The following is a 20,411-nucleotide window of genomic DNA, read 5'->3' on the forward strand; positions in this document are numbered from 1 at the left end:
AAAAGAAATTATCGGTGCGGGCAGGGCGAGGCTGGCGGCGCGGGCAGGCTGCGGCTAGGCTCGCCCTGCAAGCGCCGCAAATCGGAGGAGGCCAGGCATGTATCGTGCGCCCGTCGAGGAGATCGTCCACACGCTGACCCATGTCGCAGGGCTTGACCGGCTTATCGAATCCGGTCTGGCCGGCGATCTTTCGCCCGACCTGGTGGAAGCCATCCTGACGGAGGCCGGCCGTTTCGCCGCCGAGGAGATCGCTCCGCTCGCCCGCATCGGCGACAAGGAAGGCGCACGGCTTCGGGATGGCGTCGTCACCACGCCGCCCGGCTGGCCGGAGCTCTACCGGAAATGGCGCGAGGGCGGCTGGAACGCCCTTTCCGCGCCGGAGCGCTGGGGCGGGCAGGGCCTGCCTGCCATGCTGGCCATCGCCACGCTGGAGATGTGGAACTCCGGCGCCATGGCCTTCGCCATCGGTCCGACACTGACCATCGGCGCCATCGAGGCGCTGGAAAGGCATGCGAGCGAGGAGCTGAAGAGGGTCTATCTGGAGAAGCTCGTCTCCGGCGAGTGGATGGCCACGATGAACCTGACCGAGCCGCAGGCGGGTTCCGACCTCGGCGCCCTCAAGACCCGCGCCGAGCGGGCACCTGACGGCACCTATCGCCTTTTCGGCCAGAAGATTTTCATCACCTATGGCGAGCATGACTTTACCGAGAACATCGTGCATCTGGTGCTCGCCCGCCTGCCGGACGCGCCGCCCGGCACCAGGGGCATCTCGCTGTTCCTGGTGCCCAAGTTCCTGGTCCGCGAGGACGGTACGCCGGGCCCGCGCAACGATGTCTTCTGCGCCTCCATCGAGCACAAGATGGGCATTCACGGCTCACCCACCTGTACCATGATCTATGGCGACGGCCGTTTCGGCGAGGCGCCGGGGGCCATCGGCTGGCTGGTAGGCGAGGAGAACCGCGGCCTCGCCTGCATGTTCACCATGATGAACAACGCCCGCCTTGCCGTCGGCATTCAGGGCGTGGCGGTGGCCGAGGCGGCCTGCCAGAAAGCGCTGGCCTATGCGCGCGAACGCCGCCAGGGCCGCGCACCGGGGGCGAAGGGGGACGAGATGTCGCCCATCGTCGCGCACCCGGACATCCAGCGCACGCTCATGACCATGCAGGCCATGACGCAGGCGGCCCGCGCCATTGCCTATTCCTGCGCGCACGCCATCGACATGGCGCGGCTTTCGGGTGGCGATGAGGCCACCCACTGGCAGATGCGGGCCAATCTGCTCACCCCGCTTGCCAAGGCGTTCCCCACCGATGTCGGCGTCGAGGTGGCCTCGCTCGGCCTGCAGGTGCATGGCGGCATGGGCTATATCGAGGAGACGGGGGCGGCCGCGCTCCTGCGCGATGCGCGCATCGCACCCATCTACGAAGGCACCAACGGCATCCAGGCCATCGACCTTGTAACGCGCAAGCTGCCGCAGGCAGATGGGGCGCATGTGCGGGGTTTCATCGGCGAGCTGCGCCGCGACGCGGAGGCGGCGCGCGGCGCCAACATGGCCGGGCTCGGCGCCACGGGCGCCCGCCTTGCCCGTGCACTCGACGATCTGGAGGAGGCAAGCGAGCATCTGCTGCGCCTTCTCGACGAGGGCGAGACGGAAGCCGCGCTCGCGGGCGCCACCCCTTATCTGCGCCTTTTCGCGCTGGCGGCGGGGGCTGCCATGCTGACGCGCGGCGCGCTGGCGGCGGGCGATGGCGCGAGGGCGCGCCTCGTGCGCTATCTCGCCGAGAACCACCTGCCCGAGACGGCGGCGCTGAAGCAGGCGGTGACGGAGGGCGCGCAAAGCCTGCTGACCGCCGCCGGCGACCTTTCGGAGCACGGGCGATGAGCGAGCATATCCTGGTCGAGCGCCGCGAGGCGGTGCAGCTCATCCGTCTCAACCGGCCGGAGAAGAAGAACGCCATCACCCGCGCCATGTATGCCGCCATGGCGGCCGCCCTGAGGCAGGGCGACGCGGACGAGGCGGTGCGCTGCCATCTCATCCTGGGCGTGCCCGGCGCCTTTTCCGCCGGCAACGACCTGGCCGACTTCCTGGCCGTCGCCACCGGCGCCCGGGACGGCGCGGAGGAGGTGTTCGACTTCCTGGTGGCGCTGGCCGGCTGCCGCAAGCCGCTTGTCTCCGCGGCCGATGGCATCGCCGTGGGCATTGGCGCCACCATGCATCTGCACTGCGACCTGACATTCGCCACGCCGCAAACCGTCTTCCGCACGCCCTTCGTGGATCTGGGCCTTGTGCCGGAAGCCGGCTCCAGCCTGCTCGGCCCCCGCGTGCTCGGACCGCAGCGCGCCTTCGCGCTGCTGGCGATGGGCGAGGGGCTGGAAGCGCAGGCCGCCTGCCAGGCCGGCCTGATCCACCGCGTCGTCGCCGCCGAGGCGCTGGAGCCGACGGCCCTCGCGACGGCCCGGACGCTGGCCGCCAAGCCCGCCGAGGCGCTGCGGATCACGCGCGAGCTTCTTCGCGGCCCGCGCGAGGAGGTGTTGGCGCGCATCCGCGAGGAGGGCGGCCTTTTCCGCGAACGGCTGAAATCGCAGGAAGCGCGCGCCGCCTTCACCGCCTTCATGAACAGGAAGCGCAGCGACGCAGCTCAGGGATAGAGCCTGGTCTTCTCCCAACCCTCGCCCTTGCGGGAGAACACCACCCGGTCGTGCAGGCGGAAGGGCCTGTCGTGCCAGAACTCGATGCTCGCCGGCCTGATGCGCAGGCCCGTCCAGTAGTCCGGCCGCGGGATCGTGCCGACGGCGTATCGGGCGGTGTATTCGGCCACCGCCTTTTCCAGCGCAAAGCGGCTTTCCAGCGGCCGCGACTGCTTGGACGCCCATGCGCCGATGCGGCTGCCGCGCGGGCGCGAGGCGAAATAGGCGTCCGCCTCCTCGTCGCTCACCCGCTCCACGGGACCGCGCACCCGCACCTGGCGGCGCAGGCTCTTCCAGTGGAAGCACATGGCCGCCTTCATGGAGCCCAGAATCTCGCGCCCCTTGGCGCTTTCCAGGTTGGTGTAGAAGACGAAGCCGCGCTCGTCGAAGCCCTTGAGCAGCACCATGCGCACATTGGGCATGCCGTCCGCATCCACCGTGGCGAGCGCCGTGGCATTGGGGTCGTTGGGCTCGCTGCGCTCGGCCTCTGCCAGCCACCGCCCGAAAAGGGCGAAGGGATCGTCGCTTTCAGTGAAGTCCGCTTCGTTCAACGCCTTGTCTGCCATCGTCCTGCCCGCTGTCTCTGTCGAGGCAAGCATGCCGTTTGCGCAGGATCATGCAAGGGGGCAGGTTGCCGGTTCGTTTGGCCCTGCAAAACCGCCGCAGCCGCCCATGGGGTGGAATTTCGCCGCCGCGATACGCATATAACGGGCGCAACCGGAAGAACGGGCAAACCGCCGGTTGACGATCCAGGTCCTTTCCTTGGACAAGGCTGACGATGAAGAATCCTTATGATGTGCTGGGTGTGCCGAAGGGCGCCTCGGCAAAAGACATCAAGGCGGCCTATCGCCGCCTGGCCAAGAAATACCATCCCGACCAGCGGCCGGACGACCCGCGGGCCAAGGAGCGCTTTGCCGAAATCGGCCAGGCCTATGAGATCCTCGGAGACGAGGAAAAGCGCCGCGCCTTCGACAATGGCGAGATCGACGCCGCGGGCAAGCCGCGCTTCCATGGCTTCGAGGGCGGTGCCCATGGCGACCCCTTCGCGGGCTTCCGGCGTGCCGGCGGCGGTCCCGGCCGCGCTCATTTCGAGTTTCGTTCCTCGGGCATGGGCGGCGATCCGTTCTCCGGCGCCGACATCTTTTCCGAGATCTTCGGCCATGCCTTCTCGCGCGGCGAGGAGCGGCGCGGCGCCCGCACGGCGCGCCCGCAGGAGGGCGGCGAGCTGAAGGTCACGCTTCCCGTCAGCGTCGAGGAGGTCGCCACGGCCGCCAAGGTCACGGTGGCCCTTCCCGACGGCCGGCGCATTGCCGTCAAGCTGCCGGAATATGTCGAGGACGGGCAGACCATCCGCCTGCGCGGGCAGGGGGCCGAGACACCCTTCGGCGGGCGTGGCGATGCGCTGGTGACGCTCAAGCTGCGCCCGCACAAGCGCTACCGGGTGGAGGGCCGCGACCTGCATGTCGATCTTCCGGTGAGCCTGCGCGACGCCGTTCTCGGCGCCAAGGTGGCGGTGGAGACGCCAAGCGGCAAGGTGGCGGTGCGTGTGCCGCCCTGGTCGAGTTCCGACCGCACCCTGCGGCTGAAGGGGCGCGGCCTGCCGCTCAAGGGCGGCGGCCATGGCGATCTCTACGCCCATGTGCGCATCATGCTGCCCGAGGGCGGCGATGCGGCGCTGGAGGCGCTGTTTCGCGAGGGCAAGGTCGGACAGTAGGCCGGGGGCATCGTCATGGGCAGCTTCGTTGCGCGCTTGATGCTTCGCAGCCGCTGTGCGATAGGGCGTTCGCCGCAACAAGATCGGAGAATCGTCCATGGCAGGTGGTAACGGCCTGATGGCCGGCAAGCGCGGGCTTATCCTTGGTGTCGCCAACAACCGTTCGATTGCCTGGGGCATCGCCAAGGCCTGTGCAGCCGAAGGGGCCGAGCTGGCGCTCACCTATCAGGGCGATGCGCTGAAGAAGCGGGTCGAACCGCTGGCCGCCGAGCTCGGCGCCATCGTGGCCGGCCATTGCGACGTGACCGAACCGGAGACCGTCGACGCGGTCTTCGCCGAGATCGGGAAGCGCTGGGGCAAGCTCGATTTTCTCGTCCATGCCATTGCCTATTCGGACAAGGACGAGCTGACCGGGCGCTATATCGACACCACGCGCGAGAATTTCCTGCGCAGCATGGACATCTCCGTCTACTCGCTGACGGCGGTGGCCAGGCGTGCAGAGCCGCTGATGCGCGATGGCGGCTCCATCCTCACCATGACCTATTACGGCGCCGAGAAGGTGATGCCGCACTACAACGTGATGGGCGTCGCCAAGGCGGCGCTGGAGGCCAGCGTGCGCTATCTCGCCGTCGATCTGGGCGGCAGGAACATCCGTATCAACGCCATCTCCGCCGGCCCGATCAAGACGCTTGCCGCCTCCGGCATCGGCGATTTCCGCTACATCCTGCGCTGGAACGAGTACAACGCGCCGCTCAAGCGCGTCGTTACCATCGAGGAGGTGGGGGATACCGCCCTCTATCTGCTCTCGCATCTGGCGCGCGGCGTGACCGGCGAGGTGCTGCACGTCGATTCGGGCTATCACGTCGTCGGCATGAAGGCGGTCGACGCGCCGGATATCTCCGTGGTCAAGGACTGACAGGCAAGGGGGCGTGCCGCGCCCCGGCAAGGGGGCATTTCGTGTTGCCGCTTCTCTATATCCTCCGGCACGGCGAGACCGACTGGAACGTCGAAGGGCGCTTGCAGGGACAGGCCGATACGGACATCAACGCGCGTGGCCGCGCGCAGGCCGAGCGCAACGGACGCCGCCTTGCCGCGCTCATCAAAGACCCCGGCATCTTCGATTTCGTCGCCAGCCCGATGCGCCGCACGGTGGAGACCATGCAGCGCGTGCGCACCCAGCTTGGCCTTGTCCCGCAGGGCTTTCGCACCGATGCGCGGCTGAAGGAGGTGCATTTCGGCGACTGGCAGGGCTTCACCTATGCCGAGCTCGAAGCCCATCAGCCCGGCTGCACGCAGGAGCGCGCACGCCGCAAGTGGCACTTTCTGCCGCCGGGCCGCGAGGCGGAAAGCTACGAGATTCTGGCCGGGCGTGTCCGCTCCTGGCTCGACGAGGTGGAGTGTCCCACCGTCTGCGTTACCCATGGCGGCGTCATGCGCACCCTGTTCTACTGGCTGGGCGACCTGCCGCCCGAGAAGGCGTGCGAACTCAGCATCCCGCAGGACCGGATCCTGCGCATCGCGGACGGCAAGCTCGAATGGCTGTAGGATCCCCGGCCGGCACCTACTCCGGCAGGAACATGTCGGTGATCTGCCGTTCGCCGTTCTCGTTGACGCGGTAGGCGATCACCACCTCCATGCCATCGGCGATGGCAGACACGTCCATTTCGGGCGGCAGCTTGTATGTGGCGCCGTCTTCGAGCGTGATCGTCATGCTTTCGGTGTCGATGGCGGCTATGGTGCCCTCGGTGTCGGCGGCAAGCGCCGGCGCGGCGAGGAGAACCAGGCAAAGCAGGGCTGCGGGTATGCGCATGGGCGGAACCTCATGATCGACGCACTGGCAAGAACCTATGACGGCTTTGCGGCGTTCTTTGCAAGATAGAACCGGCAATTGTGTCAAAACTGGTCCTTTGCAAGCGTTTGACCACGCCTGAAAAGGCAAATAGAAGCGGTGGGCCCGCGCGCAGGGAAATGCACAATGTCTCACAATACCTTCGGTCATCTTTTCCGCGTCACCACCTGGGGCGAGAGCCACGGACCGGCGATCGGCTGTGTCGTCGACGGCTGCCCGCCGGGCATCCGCTTCATGCGCGCCGAGATCCAGGCCGAGCTTGACCGCCGGCGCCCTGGCCGCTCGCGCTTCGTCACCCAGCGCCGCGAACCCGACCAGGTGCAGATCCTTTCCGGCGTCCTGCCCGAGGAGGATGGCGAGACACTGGTGACCACCGGCACGCCGATCTCCATGCTGATCGAGAATGTCGACCAGCGCTCCAAGGACTATGGCGCGATCGCACAGCGCTACCGCCCCGGCCATGCCGACTACGCCTACGAGGCGAAATACGGTCTGCGCGACCATCGTGGCGGCGGGCGATCCTCCGCCCGCGAGACGGCGATGCGGGTGGCCGCCGGCGCCCTTGCCCGCAAGGTGGTGCCGGGATTGAAGGTGCGCGGCGCGCTGGTCTCCATGGGCGAGAAGGAGATCGACCGCGCCAACTGGGACTGGGATTTTGTCAATCACCCCGACAATCCGTTCTTCACCCCGGATTCGCAGTCCGTTCCGGTCTTCGCCGAGTATCTCGATTCGATTCGCAAGAACGGCTCCTCCGTGGGCGCGGTGATCGAGGTGGTGGCCGAGGGCGTGCCGGCGGGCCTCGGCGCGCCGATCTACGGCAAGCTCGACCAGGACATCTGCAGCGCGCTGATGTCCATCAACGCGGTGAAGGGGGTGGAGATCGGCAACGGCTTTGCGGCCGCGCGCATCACCGGCGAGCAGAATGCCGACGAGATGCGCGCCGGCCCCGACGGCAGGCCGGTCTTTCTTTCCAACAATGCCGGTGGCGTGCTGGGCGGCATTTCCACCGGCCAGCCGGTGGTGGCGCGCTTCGCCGTAAAGCCGACCTCCTCCATCCTCACCCCCCGGCGCTCGGTCGACAGGAGCGGCGCGGAGGTCGAGGTGGTCACCAAGGGCCGCCACGACCCCTGTGTCGGCATTCGCGCGGTGCCCATCGGCGAGGCCATGCTTGCCTGCATCATCGCCGACCATTATCTGCGGCACAGAGGCCAGACGGGCCGGATTTGAGCGAATAGGGAGGTGCGAACAGTGAGTTTGCTGCACGAAAACAGAATGGCTGCGGGCCTGATTCTCCCCGCTCGCTGCGCCCTACTCGCCATTCGCTAAGGAACGCACATGCCCTATGATCAGAAAAAAGTCGTCGATGCCCTTCGCGCCTTCGAGCGCGGCGAGATCGTGGTGGTAACGGACGACGACGGGCGCGAGAACGAGGGCGATCTGATTCTCGCGGCGGTTCATGCGACGCCGGAGAAGATGGCCTTCATCGTGCGCCACACCTCCGGCATCGTCTGCGCGCCCATGCCGCGGGAGGAGGCGCGCCGGCTCAACCTGGCGCCCATGGTGGCCGAGAACGACGCGCCGCATCACACGGCCTTCACCGTCAGCGTCGATTTCCGGCATGGCACCACCACCGGCATTTCCGCCGAGGACCGCACGCTGACAGTGCGCAACCTGGCCAATCCCAATGCCGGCAGCGCTGACTTCGTGCGACCGGGTCACATCTTTCCGCTGGTCGCCCGCGAGGGCGGCGTTCTGATGCGGTCCGGGCACACGGAAGCGGCGGTCGATCTATGCAAGCTTGCCGGCCTGCCGCCCATCGGCGTGATCTGCGAGCTGGTGAACGATGACGGCACGGTGATGCGCGGGCCGCAGGTGGCCGCCTTTGCCGAGACGCACGGTCTCAAGCAGGTCTCGGTGGCCGATCTCATTGCCTACCGCCAGCGCCAGGAGCGGCTGGTGGAGCGGGTGGCGAGCTTCGACATCGAAACGCCGGGCGGCCCCGCCCGCGCCCATGCCTACACCCTTCCGTGGGAGGCGATGCAGCATGTGGCGGTGGTCTTCGGCGACATCCGCGACGGGGAGGGCGTGCCGGTGCGCCTGCACACCGAGGATGTGATGGCCGATGTTTTCGGAACCGAGTATCGGCTGCACGAGGTGATGAAGTCCATGGGGGCGATGGGTCGCGGCGTGCTCGTCTATCTGCGCGAGGGCTCCCTGGGTGTGGCCCATCAGCCGCGCCGCCACCGCGGCGAGGAGGCCGAGAGCCATGCCGAGGCCATGCGGCGCGAGAGCGAATGGCGCGAGGTGGGGCTCGGAGCGCAGATCCTCAAGGATCTCGGCATCACCTCCATTAGGCTCATGGCCTCCCGCGAGCGCCACTATGTGGGGCTCGAAGGCTTTGGCATCGAGATCGTCGACACCCAGATCATGGGCAGCGGCGGCTAGGGCATTTTGCAGCCAGATGGAATCATCTGGCGTCGCACAAATACGGCAAAAACAAAGAGATGGACCGGATCAGCGCTTCAATGAAACGATGGACCGGTCCAGCCGCTGCGCCCGGAGCGCCAAAGGCCTCTATGCCTGGGCCGGAGTCTGCAGCCCGCTCCCATCGCTTCTGTCGATGGCGCCGACGGTGCGGTTGCGGCCCTGCTTCTTGGCGCGGTAGAGACGGGCATCGGCCACCGACAGCATGCCCTTGAAGTCCTGCCCGTCCTCGCCGAGCGTGGCCACGCCGAGACAGGCGGTAACGGGCTGGGTGTCCGGGGTGCGCACGGCGCCGGCGATCTTGCGCCGCAGCCGCTCTGCCAGGGCGCAGGCATCGCCGTGGGCCAGGCCCGGGCACAGCACGACGAACTCCTCGCCGCCATAGCGGAACAAAAGGTCGATCGAGCGGCATTCGTGGCGCATGATGCGCGCGATTTCCTTGAGCGTGGCATCGCCCTGCATGTGGCCGAAGCGGTCGTTGATGGCCTTGAAGTGGTCGGCGTCGAGGATGATGAGGCTTGCCGTTTCGCCCTTCCTGGCGCTGTCGTGGACGAGACGCGGTCCCTCGATCTCCAGCCGGCTGCGATCGAAGGCGCCGGTCAGGAAGTCCTTGCCCGTGCGCGCCAGCAGGTCCTCATAGCGCTCGCGGAACGTCAGGTCGTTGAAGATGTCGCCCAGCGAGCGGCCGGAATGCGGCGCGCCATCCCCCTTCGTGGCCAGGCGCTGATAGGCCGCGAACAGCACCGAGTACAGACCGGCGGCGAACATCTTGGCGATCCAGCCGCCCCAGAAGACCTCGATGGGCGCGCCGAGGAAGAACCGCAGCGCGGTATAGAAGCCGATCTGGTCGAAGGTGAGCATCACCGCGCCGCACAGGAAGAAGCGCAGCGCCGTCCAGTGCTTCATGAACTGGCCGAGACGCTCGTAAAGCAGGATGATGCCGAGGGAATCGAGATAAAGCAGCGCCGTGCCCCATACCATCAGCCAGCCCATCTCCCGCATGAAGGTAAGATCGGCCACGCGCCCCGGGGCGATTTCCACCGGGATGTGAAGCTGCAGGATGGCGGCGACGCCGACCGTCAGGATGTTGCCGAGAAACAGGCCGTAGATCGGCATGCGCACGGTGGCGGCATCCTCCTTCATGTAGAGAAGCAGGATCATCATCAGCTTGCCGGCGAAGAAGATCGAGGAGCCGGGCGAGACGATGCCGAACGGCAGTGGCACATAGAAGACCGCTGCGAGGTAGGTCTCCATGAAATGCATGACGCCAAGGGCGGTGAGGAAGACGCCGAGGCCAAGCCTGTAGCGGAAATGCAGGAAGCTGACCATGATCGTGAAGTAGATCACGGCGTCGAGGCCGAACATGAAGAGATTGAATGTCTCCATTGCAGGCCCCGCCCCGTTTCCGCTTATTCGCGCCCAGCCGGCACGTTCGAGCTTGATAGCCGATATGGTAGCAGGGGTCCAATCCTGTTGACGGTCTGCCGCCGCCTTCGCCCGCCCGTGGCCAAACGCCGCGCGAGCGCCTATATCGGGGCATGGCCACGCGTCTCTATACCCACCCCGCCTTTCTGGAGCATGTCACGCCGCCGGGCCACCCGGAGCGGCCGGACCGGCTGCGCGCCATCGAAAAGGTGCTGGCGCACGATGTCTTTGCGCCGCTTGAGCGGCGCGAGGCGCCGCTTGCCGGAGAGGACATGGTGCTCCTGGCCCATCCCGAATCCTATGCCCGTCGCATCCGCGAGGCCATTCCCGCCGAAGGGCTGGCGCGCATCGACGCCGATACCTCCGTCAGCCCGGGAAGCTGGCAGGCCGCACTGAGGGCCGTCGGCGCCGCCACGGCCGCGGTGGACGATGTGTTCGAGGGGCGCGCCGACAATGCCTTTGCCGCCGTGCGTCCGCCCGGCCACCACGCCGAACGGGACAGGGCGATGGGCTTCTGCCTGTTCAACAATGCGGCGATCGCCGCCCGCCACGCCCAGAAGGCGCACGGCGCCGAGCGCGTGGCCATCGTCGACTGGGACGTGCATCACGGCAACGGCACGCAGGACATCTTCTGGGAAGACCCCTCCGTGCTTTACTGCTCGACCCATCAGATGCCGCTCTATCCGGGCACCGGGGCTGCCTCCGAGACCGGAGCGGGCAACATCCTCAACGTGCCTCTGGCGCCCGGTTCGGACGGCGCGGTCTTTCGCGAGGCTTTCGGCGGGAAGATCCTGCCGCGCCTTGACGCATTCCGCCCGGATCTCATCATCATTTCGGCGGGATTCGATGCTCATCATCGCGACCCCCTTGCCGAACTCGCGCTGAACGAAGAGGATTTTGCCTGGGCGACGGCCCGGTTGATGGAGTATGCCGGCCGTCTGGCCGACAACCGGCTTGTCAGCCTCCTGGAAGGCGGTTACGACCTTGAGGGGCTGGCGCTTTCCGTCGCCGCCCATGTCGGGCGCTTGATGAAAGGGTAAGGGATGAACGCCGACGCCGACAAGAAAGCGGCCAACGACGACATCAAGAGCATGACCTTCGAGCAGGCGCTGGAGGCATTGGAGAACATCGTCAACGACCTGGAGCGCGGCGACGTGCCGCTTGAGCAGTCCATCCGCATCTACGAGCGCGGCGAGGCGCTGAAGGCGCATTGCGACCGTCTGCTCAAGGCGGCGGAGGACAAGGTGGAGAAGATCCGCCTGTCCCGCGAGGGCGCGCCGGCCGGCACCGAACCGCTCGACCCGCAGTAAAGCCAGACCCCATGTCCCGCAAACCGGCAACCAGCGAGAACGAAGTGAAATCGCCCCCCGAAACGCCGCTTCTGGACACCGTTCGCATTCCCGCGGACCTGAAGCGGCTTGAGGAAAAGCAGCTTCCGCGGCTTGCCGAGGAGCTGCGCGCGGAGGTCATCGACGCCGTGTCGCAGACCGGGGGGCATCTGGGCGCCGGGCTGGGCGTGGTGGAGCTCACCGTGGCGCTGCACTATGTCTTCGACACGCCGGAAGACCGGCTGATCTGGGATGTCGGGCACCAGGCCTATCCGCACAAGATTCTCACCGGCCGGCGCGACCGCATCCGCACGCTGCGCCAGGAGGGCGGGCTTTCGGGCTTTACCAAGCGCGCGGAAAGCCCGTATGACCCCTTCGGGGCCGCCCATTCCTCCACCTCCATCTCCGCCGGCCTCGGCATGGCCGTGGCGCGGGACCTTTCCGGCGAGCGCCGCCACGTGATCGCCGTGATCGGCGATGGCGCCATGTCGGCGGGCATGGCCTATGAGGCGATGAACAATGCCGGTGCCCTCGATGCGCGCCTCATCGTCATCCTCAACGACAACGACATGTCCATCGCGCCGCCAACCGGGGCCATGAGCGCCTATCTGGCGCGGCTGGCCTCCGGGCGGGCCTATCAGGGCATTCGCGATTTCGGCAAGAGGCTGACGGCCCATCTGGGCAAGAGCGTCGACCGGGCCATCACCCGCGCCGTGGAGCACGCGCGCGGCTATGTGACCGGCGGCACGCTCTTCGAGGAGATGGGCTTTCTCCACATCGGCCCCATCGACGGCCACAATCTGGAGCACCTCGTGCCGGTGCTGAAGAATGTGCGCGACCATGGCAGCGGGCCGGTGCTCATCCATGTCGTCACCCAGAAGGGCAAGGGCTATCCGCCGGCCGAGGCGGCGGCAGACAAGTATCACGGCGTCGCCAAGTTCGACGTCATCACCGGCGCTCAGGCCAAGGCGCCGGCCAATGCGCCGAGCTACACCAAGGTGTTCGCGCAGGCGCTTGTCGAGGAGGCGCGCGAGGACGACAAGATTGTCGCCATCACCGCCGCCATGCCTTCCGGCACCGGGCTCGACCTGTTCGGCAAGGAGTTTCCCGAGCGCACCTTCGATGTCGGCATCGCCGAACAGCACGCCGTCACCTTCGCCGCCGGCCTGGCCTCGGAGGGGTACCGGCCGTTCACCGCCATCTATTCCACCTTCCTGCAGCGTGCCTACGATCAGGTGGTGCACGACGTGGCGATCCAGAATCTGCCGGTGCGATTCGCCATCGACCGCGCCGGCTTCGTGGGGGCCGACGGCGCCACCCATTGCGGCGCGTTCGACATCACCTATCTTTCGACGCTGCCCAATTTCGTTGTCATGGCGGCCAGCGACGAGGCGGAGCTGAAGCACATGGTGCGCACCGCCGCGCGTCACGATGCAGGCCCCATCGCCTTCCGCTATCCGCGCGGCAACGGCGTCGGCGTGGAGATGCCGGAGCGCGGGCAGCGGCTCGAAATCGGCAAGGGCCGCGTGTTGCGCGAAGGCGGCAAGGTGGCGCTCCTGTCGCTCGGCGCGCGCCTGGCCGACTGCCTGAAGGCGGCCGACGAGCTGGAGGCGGCGGGGCTTTCCACCACGGTTGCCGACGCGCGCTTTGCCAAGCCGCTGGACTGCGAGCTTATCGTGCGGCTGGCGCGCGAGCACCAGGTTCTCGTCACCATCGAGGAAGGCGCCATCGGCGGTTTCGGCGCTCACGTGCTGCATTTCCTTGCCCATCGGGGCCTGCTCGAAAACGGCCTCAAGGTGCGCCCGCTGGTGATGCCGGACATCTTCATGGACCAGGCGAAGCCGGAGAAGATGTATGCCGATGCGGGTCTGGACGCGGCCGGCATCGTGCGCACGGTTTTCGCCGCGCTGGGCCAGGAGGCACGGGCCGCGCGGGCCTGACGGCAACCCGCCGTGGACGGCTGCCGCCATCCGGCCCCTGAAAGGTACGATGACCGCGACACCAGCCCGCCTCCGTCTCGACCAGCTTCTGGTCGAGCGCGGCCTGTTCGAGAGCCGCGCCCGCGCGCGCGATGCGGTGTTGCGCGGCACGGTGCGTGTTGCGGGCACACTGGCGGCCAAGCCCGGACAGCCGGTTCCCGCCGACGCCGAAATCGCCGTGGAGGACCCGGCGCGCGGCTATGTCTCGCGCGCCGCCCTGAAGCTTGTTCACGGGCTCGAAGCCTTCGGCCTCGACCCGGCCGGTTCCCATGCGCTCGACATCGGCGCCTCCACCGGCGGTTTCACGCAGGTGCTCCTGGAGCGGGGGGCGGCCCATGTGACGGCGCTCGACGTCGGCCATGGCCAGATGGACCCGCGCGTAAGGGCAGACCCGCGCGTCACCTGTCTCGAAGGGGTGAACGCCCGCCACCTCACGCCGGCCATCATCGGCCATGTGCCGGATTTTCTCGTCTGCGATGTCAGCTTCATTTCGCTGAAACTCGCGCTGCCGCCGGCGCTCGCCCTTGCCGCGCCGGGAGCGCGGGGCCTCTTCCTCGTCAAGCCGCAGTTCGAGGCAGGCCGCGCGGCAATCGGCAAGGGCGGGCTTCTGCGCGTGCCCGAGAAGGGGCGCGCGGTTGCCGAGGCCATGCGCACCTGGCTGGAGACGAATGCGGGCTGGCGCGCCATCGGCCTTGCCGCCTCGCCCATCGAGGGCGGTGACGGCAACCAGGAGTTCCTGCTTGCAGGGCTCAAGGCGCCATGACCACGACGCTGCGCATCGAGGCGCTGGGTGCCCAGGGCGACGGCGTAGCACAGACGCCGGGCGGGACGGTCTATGTGCCGTTCGCCCTGCCGGGGGAGAGCGTATCGGCCGAGGTGAAAGGGCAGCGTGGCAGGCTTCTGGAGGTGGAGACGCCCTCGCCGCGGCGGGTGCCGCCCGCCTGCCGGCACTTCGGCACCTGCGGCGGCTGCGCGGTGCAGCATCTCGAACCGCAGGCCTATGCGGCGTGGAAGCGCGAAAAGGTGGTGCAGGCCCTCGCCAGCCGGGGGCTCGATGCCGAGGTGGCGCCGCTTCTGGCCTGCCCGCCCGCCTCGCGCCGCCGCCTGGTGCTGACGGCGCGCGTGGCGGGGGGCCGTGCCCTGCTTGGCTTCAATGCGGCGCAGTCGCACCGCATCGTGGACATCGAGGAATGTCCGGTCGCCATGCCGCAGATCGTTGCCGCCCTGCCGGGGCTGCGTCGTCTCGCCGTGCTGCTTATGGGGTCGGGAAAGCCGTTCCGCCTCACCGCCACGGCAACCGCAGGCGGCCTCGACATCGCGGCGGAGGGCGCCGGCGCGGTGGGCGAGAAGCGGCGGCAACAGGCCGTGGCCTGGGCGCTTGCGGAAGGCCATGCGCGCCTCTCTCTCGACGGTGAGGTGCTCGTGGAGCGGGCAAGGCCGACGGTGGACTGTTCGGGCGTGGCGGTCGTGCCGCCGCCTGGCGGCTTTCTGCAGGCGGTGGCCGCAGCGGAGGAGGCGATGGCCGCCCTGGCGGCAGAGCACCTGCAGGGCGCGCGCCACGTGGCCGATCTCTTCGCCGGCAGTGGCGCCTTTGCGCTGCGTCTGGCCGCAGCGATGCGCGTGCACGCGGTGGAGGGGGAGGCGACCGCTCTCGCCGCGCTCGAAACAGCGGCCAGGGCCGCCCCCGGCCTCAAGCCGCTGACCGCCGAGCGGCGCGACCTTTTCCACCGGCCGCTGACGACGCGCGAGCTCGCTGCCTTCGACGGCCTCGTCTTCGATCCGCCGCGCGCCGGCGCCGAGGCGCAGAGCAGGCAGATCGCCCGCTCCGCCGTGCGCCGCGTGGCCGCCGTCTCGTGCAATCCCGGCACGCTGGCCCGCGATCTGGCGATTCTGGTGGCGGGCGGCTATCGCCTCGTCCGCGTGGTGCCGATCGACCAGTTCCTGTGGTCGCCGCATGTGGAGGCGGTGGCGCTGCTGGAGCGGGCGCGGCGATAGAGCCCGGACACCCGTGCGGCGGCGCAGCTACTGCGCCTGCGTGCCGCCCACCGTCATCCGGTCCATCCTGAGATGCGGCTGGCCAACGCCCACCGGCACCCCCTGGCCGTTCTTGCCGCACATGCCGACGCCGGGGTCGAGCTTCATGTCGTTGCCGATCATGCTCACCCGGTGCATGGCGTCCGGCCCGTTGCCGATCAGCATGGCGCCCTTGATGGGGTGCGTCACCTTGCCGTCTTCGATCATGTAGGCCTCGGTGCAGCCGAAGACGAACTTGCCGGAGGTGATGTCCACCTGCCCGCCGCCGAAGGAGACGGCATAGATGCCCTTCTTGACCGAGGCGATGATCTCTTCCGGCGTGTGGTCGCCGGCCAGCATGAAGGTGTTGGTCATGCGCGGCATGGGCTCGTGCGCGTAGGATTCGCGCCGCCCGTTTCCGGTGGGCTTCATGCCCATCAGCCGTGCGTTGAGCCGGTCCTGCATGTAGCCCACCAGCTTGCCGTCCTCGATCAGCACGTTGTGGGCGGAAGGCGTGCCCTCGTCGTCGATGGTAAGCGAGCCGCGCCTTTCGGCGATGGTGCCGTCATCGACCACCGTGACGCCCTTGGCAGCCACCTGGCTGCCCAATAGGCCCGCGAAGGCAGAGGTCTTCTTGCGGTTGAAATCGCCCTCCAGCCCGTGGCCCACGGCCTCGTGCAGCATGACGCCCGGCCAGCCGCTGGCCAGCACGATGTCGAAGGTGCCGGCGGGGGCGGGCGCGGCCTCAAGGTTCACCAGCGCCTGCCGCAGCGCCTCGCCGGCGGCGAATCGCCAGGAGTCCTCGGCCACGAACGCGCCGAATCCCTTGCGCCCGCCCATGCCGTAGGAGCCGGTTTCCTGCCGGTCGCCCTGGCCGACGACGACCGCGACGTTGATGCGCACGAGCGGCCGGATGTCGCGCACCAGCTGGCCGTCGGCGCGCAGGATCTCCACCTGCTGCCATGAGGCGGCGAGCGACGCCGTCACCTGACGCACGCGGTCGTCCTTCGCCCTCAGCCAGGCGTCGATCTCCTGAAGGAGCTTCGCCTTCTCCTCGAAGCCCGGCGCGGCGATGGGGTTGTCCTCGCCGTAAAGGTGCCGGTTGGTGCCGGGGGGCGGGGCGGCAAGCCGCCCGGAATGGCCGCTCTTGACGGCTGAAACCGCGTCCGCCGCCCGCCGCAGGGCCGCCTCGGAAAGCTCGCTGGAATGGGCATAGCCCGTCGCCTCGCCGGCCACGGCGCGCAGCCCGAAGCCCTGGTCGGTGTTGAAATTCGCGGTTTTCAGCCGGCCATTGTCGAACACCAGCGCCTCGCCCTCGCGATATTCGAGATACAGCTCGCCGTCGTCGGCGCCCGAGATGGCCTGCGAGACAAGGGACCTGAGCTTCTCGGCCGAGCAGTCGAAGGAATCGATGAGAGAATGGGGCATGGCGGATGTCCTGTGCTGACCCCAACCATTTAAGGGCAAGTGCCGGGCCGATCCAGTGCCGGCGGGCAAGAAAAGCCGGCGGCGGACAGGGCTCAGGGCAGCGCGTCGAATCCCTCGCCGAAGCCCTTGAGATCCACGGGGATGCCGATGCCTTCCTCCGGGGTCTGGAAGACGATGAAGGTGGCCGATTCGCCGTTGCGCAGGGTCTCAAGCAGCGGGTCTTCCAGGAGAACCTCGGCATAGCAGCCGTCCTGGAAGCAGCGCATGAAATAGGCGCGGCCGATGTCCTCGCCATCCACATAGAGGCCGAGCCCGTTGGGCAGAAGCACGCCGAGCGGCGCCAGCACGCGCATGATTTCCGCCTGGTTGTCGGCCGTGCGCAGCACGGCCACGGACAGGCCGAGCTCCGGCCTGTCCTCGGCCACGACATTCTGCATCATCACGCATTGCTCGCTGGCCGCCCCCGCCGGCTGGTCGCACAGGATCGACCAGGCACCATGGGTGGAGCGCACATTTCCGTTCTGCTGCTGGGCGGCGGCGGGCAGAATCGCTGCGAGCCCCAAGGCAACCACCGCTACCGAACGCGCCACCCACGGCATGGCAAACCCCCTGCTTCCGGCGAATCACGACGACGCATCCTGCCGGCGCGTGCGCGAAAAGAAAAGGCTGATTTCGCGCGCCACGGCCCGGCCGCCGCCACAATCGCCGCCAAATTGGTCGAAAATGCGAAACCGCGGCCAGCCGGGCGCGACAGCGCAAAAATGCCGCATGTGAGCTTTCTCACGCCTTTCTTGCGGTTCGCATGAGAGTATGATTTGAACGCGCCTGTATTGGAAAGGTTTCAATGTGGCTTCTCGCCAAGCTGCATGCATTGGTGTATCCGACGGTTCCGCCGAGGGAAGCGCATTGATCGGGAGATGACGAGGGTGATGAAGAAATTTGTTGCGAGCCTTGGGGCCCTTGCGCCGTCGCTGGCCGCCAGCGGTGCCTTTGCGGCGCAGCCCGAGCCATGGCAGATGCGGTTCCAGCCGGCTGCCACCGGCATCATGGAGCAGATAGCCTGGTTCGAGGCCTACACGCTTTGGTTCATCGTGCCGATCACGCTCCTCGTGATGGTGCTTCTGGCCTGGTGCATCCTGCGCTATCGCGCCGGCGCCAATCCCGAGCCTTCGCGCACCAGCCACAACACGATGATCGAGGTCTTGTGGACGGTCGGACCGGTGATCGTGCTTCTGCTCCTTGCCGTTCCGTCCTTTCAGCTTCTCACCGCGCAGTACACGCCCGAGGATGAGCCGGCGCTGACGGTCAAGGCCACGGGCATGCAATGGTACTGGGACTACGAGTATCAGGACGAGGAGGACGCGCTGTCCTTCACCTCCCTGATGCTGCAGGAGGACGACCGCGCCGCCGCCGGCAAGGAGGACAGGACGGAATATCCGCGGCTTCTGGCCGTCGACAACGAGATGGTGGTTCCGGTGGGCACGACGGTGCGCGTGCTGGTGACGGCGGGCGACGTGATCCACGCCTTTGCCCTGCCGGCCTTCGGCATCAAGGTTGACGCCGTGCCCGGCCGCATCAACGAGACCTGGTTCAGGGCCGAGCGCGAGGGCATCTATTACGGCCAGTGCTCGGAGCTTTGCGGCAAGGATCATGCCTTCATGCCGATCGCCATCCGCGTGGTCTCGCAGGAGCAGTTCCAGAACTGGTATGCTGCGGCGCAGGATGATCTGGCGGGTGCCAACCGGGCGCTGATGGCGGCGCTCGACCGGGGTGAGGAAAAGGTCGCCGCCGCCGAATAGGCCGGCTGCGACATCAAGGACAATTGGAGCGTAAGGACATGGCAGGCGCTGCGACCGAGACCCACCACGACGACCACAAGCCCAAAGGCTGGGTGCGCTGGGTCTATTCCACCAACCACAAGGACATCGGCACGCTCTATCTGATCTTCGCCATCGTGGCGGGCATCATCGGCGGCTTCCTGTCGGTGATGATGCGCTGGGAGCTTGCCGAGCCGGGCATCCAGATCTTCCACGGCCTGGCATCCATGGTCTACGGCTATGAAGGGGCGGCCGCGGTGGACGCGGGCAAGGAGATGTACAATGTCTTCACCACCGCCCACGGCCTCATCATGATCTTCTTCATGGTCATGCCGGCGCTCATCGGTGGCTTTGCCAACTGGATGGTGCCGATCATGATCGGCGCGCCGGACATGGCCTTCCCGCGCATGAACAACATCTCCTTCTGGCTTCTGCCGCCGGCCTTCATCCTGCTGCTGCTGACCATGTTCGTGCCGGGCGCGCCCGGCGGCTACGGCGCGGGCACGGGCTGGACGATCTATCCGCCGCTTTCGACCGTGGGGCATCCCGGCCCGGCGGTGGATCTGGCGATCCTATCGCTGCACATTGCCGGCGCCTCGTCGATTCTCGGCGCCATCAACTTCATCACCACCATCTTCAACATGCGCGCTCCGGGCATGACGCTGCACAAGATGCCGCTGTTTGCCTGGTCGGTGCTGATCACGGCCTTCCTCCTGCTGCTGTCGCTGCCCGTTCTGGCCGGCGGCATCACCATGCTTCTGACGGACCGCAACTTCGGCACCGCCTTCTTCGCGCCCGATGGCGGCGGCGACCCGATCCTGTTCCAGCACCTGTTCTGGTTCTTCGGGCATCCCGAGGTCTACATCCTCATCCTGCCGGGCTTCGGCATCGTCAGCCACATCGTGTCCACCTTCTCGAAGAAGCCCATCTTCGGCTATCTCGGCATGGCCTATGCCATGGTGGCCATCGGCGCCGTCGGCTTCGTGGTGTGGGCGCACCACATGTACACCACGGGCCTGTCGCTTGACGCGCAGCGCTATTTCGTCTTCGCCACCATGGTGATCGCGGTGCCGACCGGCGTGAAGATCTTCTCCTGGATCGCCACGATGTGGGGCGGCTCCATCTCCTTCCGCGTGCCGATGATGTGGGCGATCGCCTTTATCTTCCTGTTCACCATCGGCGGCGTGACGGGCGTGCAGCTTGCCAATGCCGGCCTCGACCGTGCCATGCACGACACCTACTATGTGGTGGCGCATTTCCACTACGTCCTGTCGATGGGCGCGGTCTTCGCCATCTTCGCGGCCTGGTACTACTGGTTCCCGAAGATGACGGGCTACATGTACAATTCCTTCGTCGCCCGGCTGCATTTCTGGATCACCTTCATCGGCGTGAACCTGATCTTCTTCCCGCAGCACTTCCTGGGCCTTGCCGGCATGCCGCGCCGCTACATCGACTACCCGGACGCCTTTGCCGGCTGGAACCTGGTGTCGTCCTACGGCTCTTACTTGGCGGCGATCGGCGTGCTGGTCTTCCTCTATGGCGTGGCCGAAGCTTTCGCCAAGAAGCGCGTCGCCGGCGCCAATCCGTGGGGCGAGGGCGCGACGACGCTGGAGTGGCAGCTTCCCTCGCCGCCGCCCTTCCACCAGTGGGAAGAGCTGCCGAGGATCAAGTAGCGAATGGCAGGCGCGG

At 67.4% G+C, this 20,411-nt stretch carries 19 protein-coding genes; 14 read left to right on the forward strand and 5 right to left on the reverse strand.

What is annotated here, in order from left to right; translation table 11 throughout:
* Nucleotides 1–97 precede the first annotated feature (97 nt).
* Nucleotides 98–1,879: an acyl-CoA dehydrogenase gene (locus tag NYR58_RS09495; RefSeq protein WP_261520342.1), complete on the forward strand. Its 1,782-nt coding sequence runs from the start codon at nt 98–100 to the stop codon at nt 1,877–1,879.
* A complete protein-coding gene (locus NYR58_RS09500; protein ID WP_261520343.1) occupies nt 1,876–2,646 on the forward strand; it encodes a crotonase/enoyl-CoA hydratase family protein in 771 nt (256 codons plus the stop codon). Before NYR58_RS09495 ends, NYR58_RS09500 begins: the two co-directional genes overlap by 4 nt.
* Here the strand turns inward: NYR58_RS09500 and pdxH are convergent.
* Nucleotides 2,637–3,251, reverse strand: a complete 615-nt coding sequence (gene pdxH, locus NYR58_RS09505) for a pyridoxamine 5'-phosphate oxidase (RefSeq protein WP_261520488.1) — start codon at nt 3,249–3,251, stop codon at nt 2,637–2,639. The genes NYR58_RS09500 and pdxH overlap by 10 nt on opposite strands.
* Nucleotides 3,252–3,463: 212 nt before the next feature.
* Here pdxH and NYR58_RS09510 point away from each other — a divergent pair, with 212 nt between their 5' ends.
* From NYR58_RS09510 to NYR58_RS09520, 3 genes are all read left to right on the forward strand, one after another.
* Nucleotides 3,464–4,399: a J domain-containing protein gene (locus NYR58_RS09510; RefSeq protein WP_261520344.1), complete on the forward strand. Its 936-nt coding sequence runs from the start codon at nt 3,464–3,466 to the stop codon at nt 4,397–4,399.
* Nucleotides 4,400–4,496: 97 nt separating this feature from the next.
* Nucleotides 4,497–5,315, forward strand: coding sequence for an enoyl-ACP reductase FabI (gene fabI / locus NYR58_RS09515; protein WP_261520345.1), 819 nt, complete (start codon nt 4,497–4,499; stop codon nt 5,313–5,315).
* Nucleotides 5,316–5,356: 41 nt separating this feature from the next.
* The gene (locus NYR58_RS09520; protein ID WP_261520347.1) at nt 5,357–5,944 is read left to right on the forward strand and encodes a histidine phosphatase family protein; all 588 of its coding nucleotides are present in this window, start codon (nt 5,357–5,359) and stop codon (nt 5,942–5,944) included.
* Nucleotides 5,945–5,960: 16 nt separating this feature from the next.
* Here the strand turns inward: NYR58_RS09520 and NYR58_RS09525 are convergent, their stop codons facing one another.
* A complete protein-coding gene (locus NYR58_RS09525) occupies nt 5,961–6,209 on the reverse strand; it encodes a DUF1344 domain-containing protein (RefSeq protein ID WP_261520348.1) in 249 nt (82 codons plus the stop codon).
* A 165-nt stretch (nt 6,210–6,374) separates the two neighbouring features.
* On the opposite strand from NYR58_RS09525, the gene aroC reads away from it, so the two are divergent.
* Together aroC and ribB are read left to right on the forward strand one after the other, a co-directional pair.
* On the forward strand, nt 6,375–7,475 hold the full coding sequence (aroC, locus tag NYR58_RS09530; RefSeq protein ID WP_261520349.1) for a chorismate synthase: 1,101 nt from the start codon (nt 6,375–6,377) through the stop codon (nt 7,473–7,475).
* A 108-nt stretch (nt 7,476–7,583) separates the two neighbouring features.
* On the forward strand, nt 7,584–8,693 hold the full coding sequence (ribB, locus tag NYR58_RS09535) for a 3,4-dihydroxy-2-butanone-4-phosphate synthase (protein WP_261520350.1): 1,110 nt from the start codon (nt 7,584–7,586) through the stop codon (nt 8,691–8,693).
* A 129-nt stretch (nt 8,694–8,822) separates the two neighbouring features.
* Here ribB and NYR58_RS09540 read toward each other — a convergent pair whose 3' ends face one another.
* On the reverse strand, nt 8,823–10,118 hold the full coding sequence (locus NYR58_RS09540; protein ID WP_261520351.1) for a GGDEF domain-containing protein: 1,296 nt from the start codon (nt 10,116–10,118) through the stop codon (nt 8,823–8,825).
* A gap of 152 nt (nt 10,119–10,270) precedes the next feature.
* On the opposite strand from NYR58_RS09540, the gene NYR58_RS09545 reads away from it, so the two are divergent.
* Genes NYR58_RS09545 through NYR58_RS09565 form a run of 5 tightly spaced genes read left to right on the forward strand, consistent with a single transcriptional unit; the run spans nt 10,271 to nt 15,459 of the window.
* Nucleotides 10,271–11,197: a histone deacetylase family protein gene (locus NYR58_RS09545; RefSeq protein ID WP_261520352.1), complete on the forward strand. Its 927-nt coding sequence runs from the start codon at nt 10,271–10,273 to the stop codon at nt 11,195–11,197.
* Nucleotides 11,198–11,200: 3 nt separating this feature from the next.
* The gene (locus tag NYR58_RS09550) at nt 11,201–11,467 is read left to right on the forward strand and encodes an exodeoxyribonuclease VII small subunit (protein WP_261520353.1); all 267 of its coding nucleotides are present in this window, start codon (nt 11,201–11,203) and stop codon (nt 11,465–11,467) included.
* A gap of 11 nt (nt 11,468–11,478) precedes the next feature.
* Nucleotides 11,479–13,425: a 1-deoxy-D-xylulose-5-phosphate synthase gene (gene dxs / locus NYR58_RS09555; RefSeq protein WP_261520355.1), complete on the forward strand. Its 1,947-nt coding sequence runs from the start codon at nt 11,479–11,481 to the stop codon at nt 13,423–13,425.
* A gap of 49 nt (nt 13,426–13,474) precedes the next feature.
* The gene (locus tag NYR58_RS09560; protein WP_261520356.1) at nt 13,475–14,227 is read left to right on the forward strand and encodes a TlyA family RNA methyltransferase; all 753 of its coding nucleotides are present in this window, start codon (nt 13,475–13,477) and stop codon (nt 14,225–14,227) included.
* On the forward strand, nt 14,224–15,459 hold the full coding sequence (locus NYR58_RS09565; protein ID WP_261520357.1) for a class I SAM-dependent RNA methyltransferase: 1,236 nt from the start codon (nt 14,224–14,226) through the stop codon (nt 15,457–15,459). The genes NYR58_RS09560 and NYR58_RS09565 overlap by 4 nt, the downstream gene beginning before the upstream one ends.
* A gap of 27 nt (nt 15,460–15,486) precedes the next feature.
* Here the strand turns inward: NYR58_RS09565 and tldD are convergent, their stop codons facing one another.
* Complete coding sequence (gene tldD, locus NYR58_RS09570) at nt 15,487–16,905, reverse strand: metalloprotease TldD (RefSeq protein ID WP_261520358.1); 1,419 nt, start codon at nt 16,903–16,905, stop codon at nt 15,487–15,489.
* Nucleotides 16,906–16,997: 92 nt separating this feature from the next.
* Nucleotides 16,998–17,504: an invasion associated locus B family protein gene (locus NYR58_RS09575; RefSeq protein ID WP_261520359.1), complete on the reverse strand. Its 507-nt coding sequence runs from the start codon at nt 17,502–17,504 to the stop codon at nt 16,998–17,000.
* Nucleotides 17,505–17,834: 330 nt separating this feature from the next.
* Here NYR58_RS09575 and coxB point away from each other — a divergent pair, with 330 nt between their 5' ends.
* Nucleotides 17,835–18,704, forward strand: a complete 870-nt coding sequence (gene coxB / locus NYR58_RS09580; RefSeq protein ID WP_261520360.1) for a cytochrome c oxidase subunit II — start codon at nt 17,835–17,837, stop codon at nt 18,702–18,704.
* Nucleotides 18,705–18,742: 38 nt separating this feature from the next.
* Complete coding sequence (gene ctaD, locus NYR58_RS09585; RefSeq protein ID WP_261520361.1) at nt 18,743–20,395, forward strand: cytochrome c oxidase subunit I; 1,653 nt, start codon at nt 18,743–18,745, stop codon at nt 20,393–20,395.
* Nucleotides 20,396–20,411 lie beyond the last annotated feature (16 nt).

Source organism: Chelativorans intermedius (genome assembly GCF_025398255.1).
In the GTDB taxonomy this organism is placed as follows: Bacteria; Pseudomonadota; Alphaproteobacteria; order Rhizobiales; family Rhizobiaceae; genus Chelativorans; species Chelativorans intermedius.

Coding starts and splice junctions, on each gene's coding strand:
- NYR58_RS09565 (WP_261520357.1), top strand. CDS start 14,224: ATGACCACGACGCTGCGCATCGAGGCGCTGGGTGCCCAGGGCGACGGC.
- NYR58_RS09495 (WP_261520342.1), top strand. CDS start 98: ATGTATCGTGCGCCCGTCGAGGAGATCGTCCACACGCTGACCCATGTC.
- ribB (WP_261520350.1), top strand. CDS start 7,584: ATGCCCTATGATCAGAAAAAAGTCGTCGATGCCCTTCGCGCCTTCGAG.
- tldD (WP_261520358.1), bottom strand. CDS start 16,905: ATGCCCCATTCTCTCATCGATTCCTTCGACTGCTCGGCCGAGAAGCTC.
- NYR58_RS09560 (WP_261520356.1), top strand. CDS start 13,475: ATGACCGCGACACCAGCCCGCCTCCGTCTCGACCAGCTTCTGGTCGAG.
- NYR58_RS09510 (WP_261520344.1), top strand. CDS start 3,464: ATGAAGAATCCTTATGATGTGCTGGGTGTGCCGAAGGGCGCCTCGGCA.
- NYR58_RS09500 (WP_261520343.1), top strand. CDS start 1,876: ATGAGCGAGCATATCCTGGTCGAGCGCCGCGAGGCGGTGCAGCTCATC.
- fabI (WP_261520345.1), top strand. CDS start 4,497: ATGGCAGGTGGTAACGGCCTGATGGCCGGCAAGCGCGGGCTTATCCTT.
- coxB (WP_261520360.1), top strand. CDS start 17,835: ATGAAGAAATTTGTTGCGAGCCTTGGGGCCCTTGCGCCGTCGCTGGCC.
- NYR58_RS09540 (WP_261520351.1), bottom strand. CDS start 10,118: ATGGAGACATTCAATCTCTTCATGTTCGGCCTCGACGCCGTGATCTAC.
- NYR58_RS09550 (WP_261520353.1), top strand. CDS start 11,201: ATGAACGCCGACGCCGACAAGAAAGCGGCCAACGACGACATCAAGAGC.
- NYR58_RS09525 (WP_261520348.1), bottom strand. CDS start 6,209: ATGCGCATACCCGCAGCCCTGCTTTGCCTGGTTCTCCTCGCCGCGCCG.
- pdxH (WP_261520488.1), bottom strand. CDS start 3,251: ATGGCAGACAAGGCGTTGAACGAAGCGGACTTCACTGAAAGCGACGAT.
- NYR58_RS09545 (WP_261520352.1), top strand. CDS start 10,271: ATGGCCACGCGTCTCTATACCCACCCCGCCTTTCTGGAGCATGTCACG.
- dxs (WP_261520355.1), top strand. CDS start 11,479: ATGTCCCGCAAACCGGCAACCAGCGAGAACGAAGTGAAATCGCCCCCC.
- aroC (WP_261520349.1), top strand. CDS start 6,375: ATGTCTCACAATACCTTCGGTCATCTTTTCCGCGTCACCACCTGGGGC.
- NYR58_RS09575 (WP_261520359.1), bottom strand. CDS start 17,504: ATGCCGTGGGTGGCGCGTTCGGTAGCGGTGGTTGCCTTGGGGCTCGCA.
- ctaD (WP_261520361.1), top strand. CDS start 18,743: ATGGCAGGCGCTGCGACCGAGACCCACCACGACGACCACAAGCCCAAA.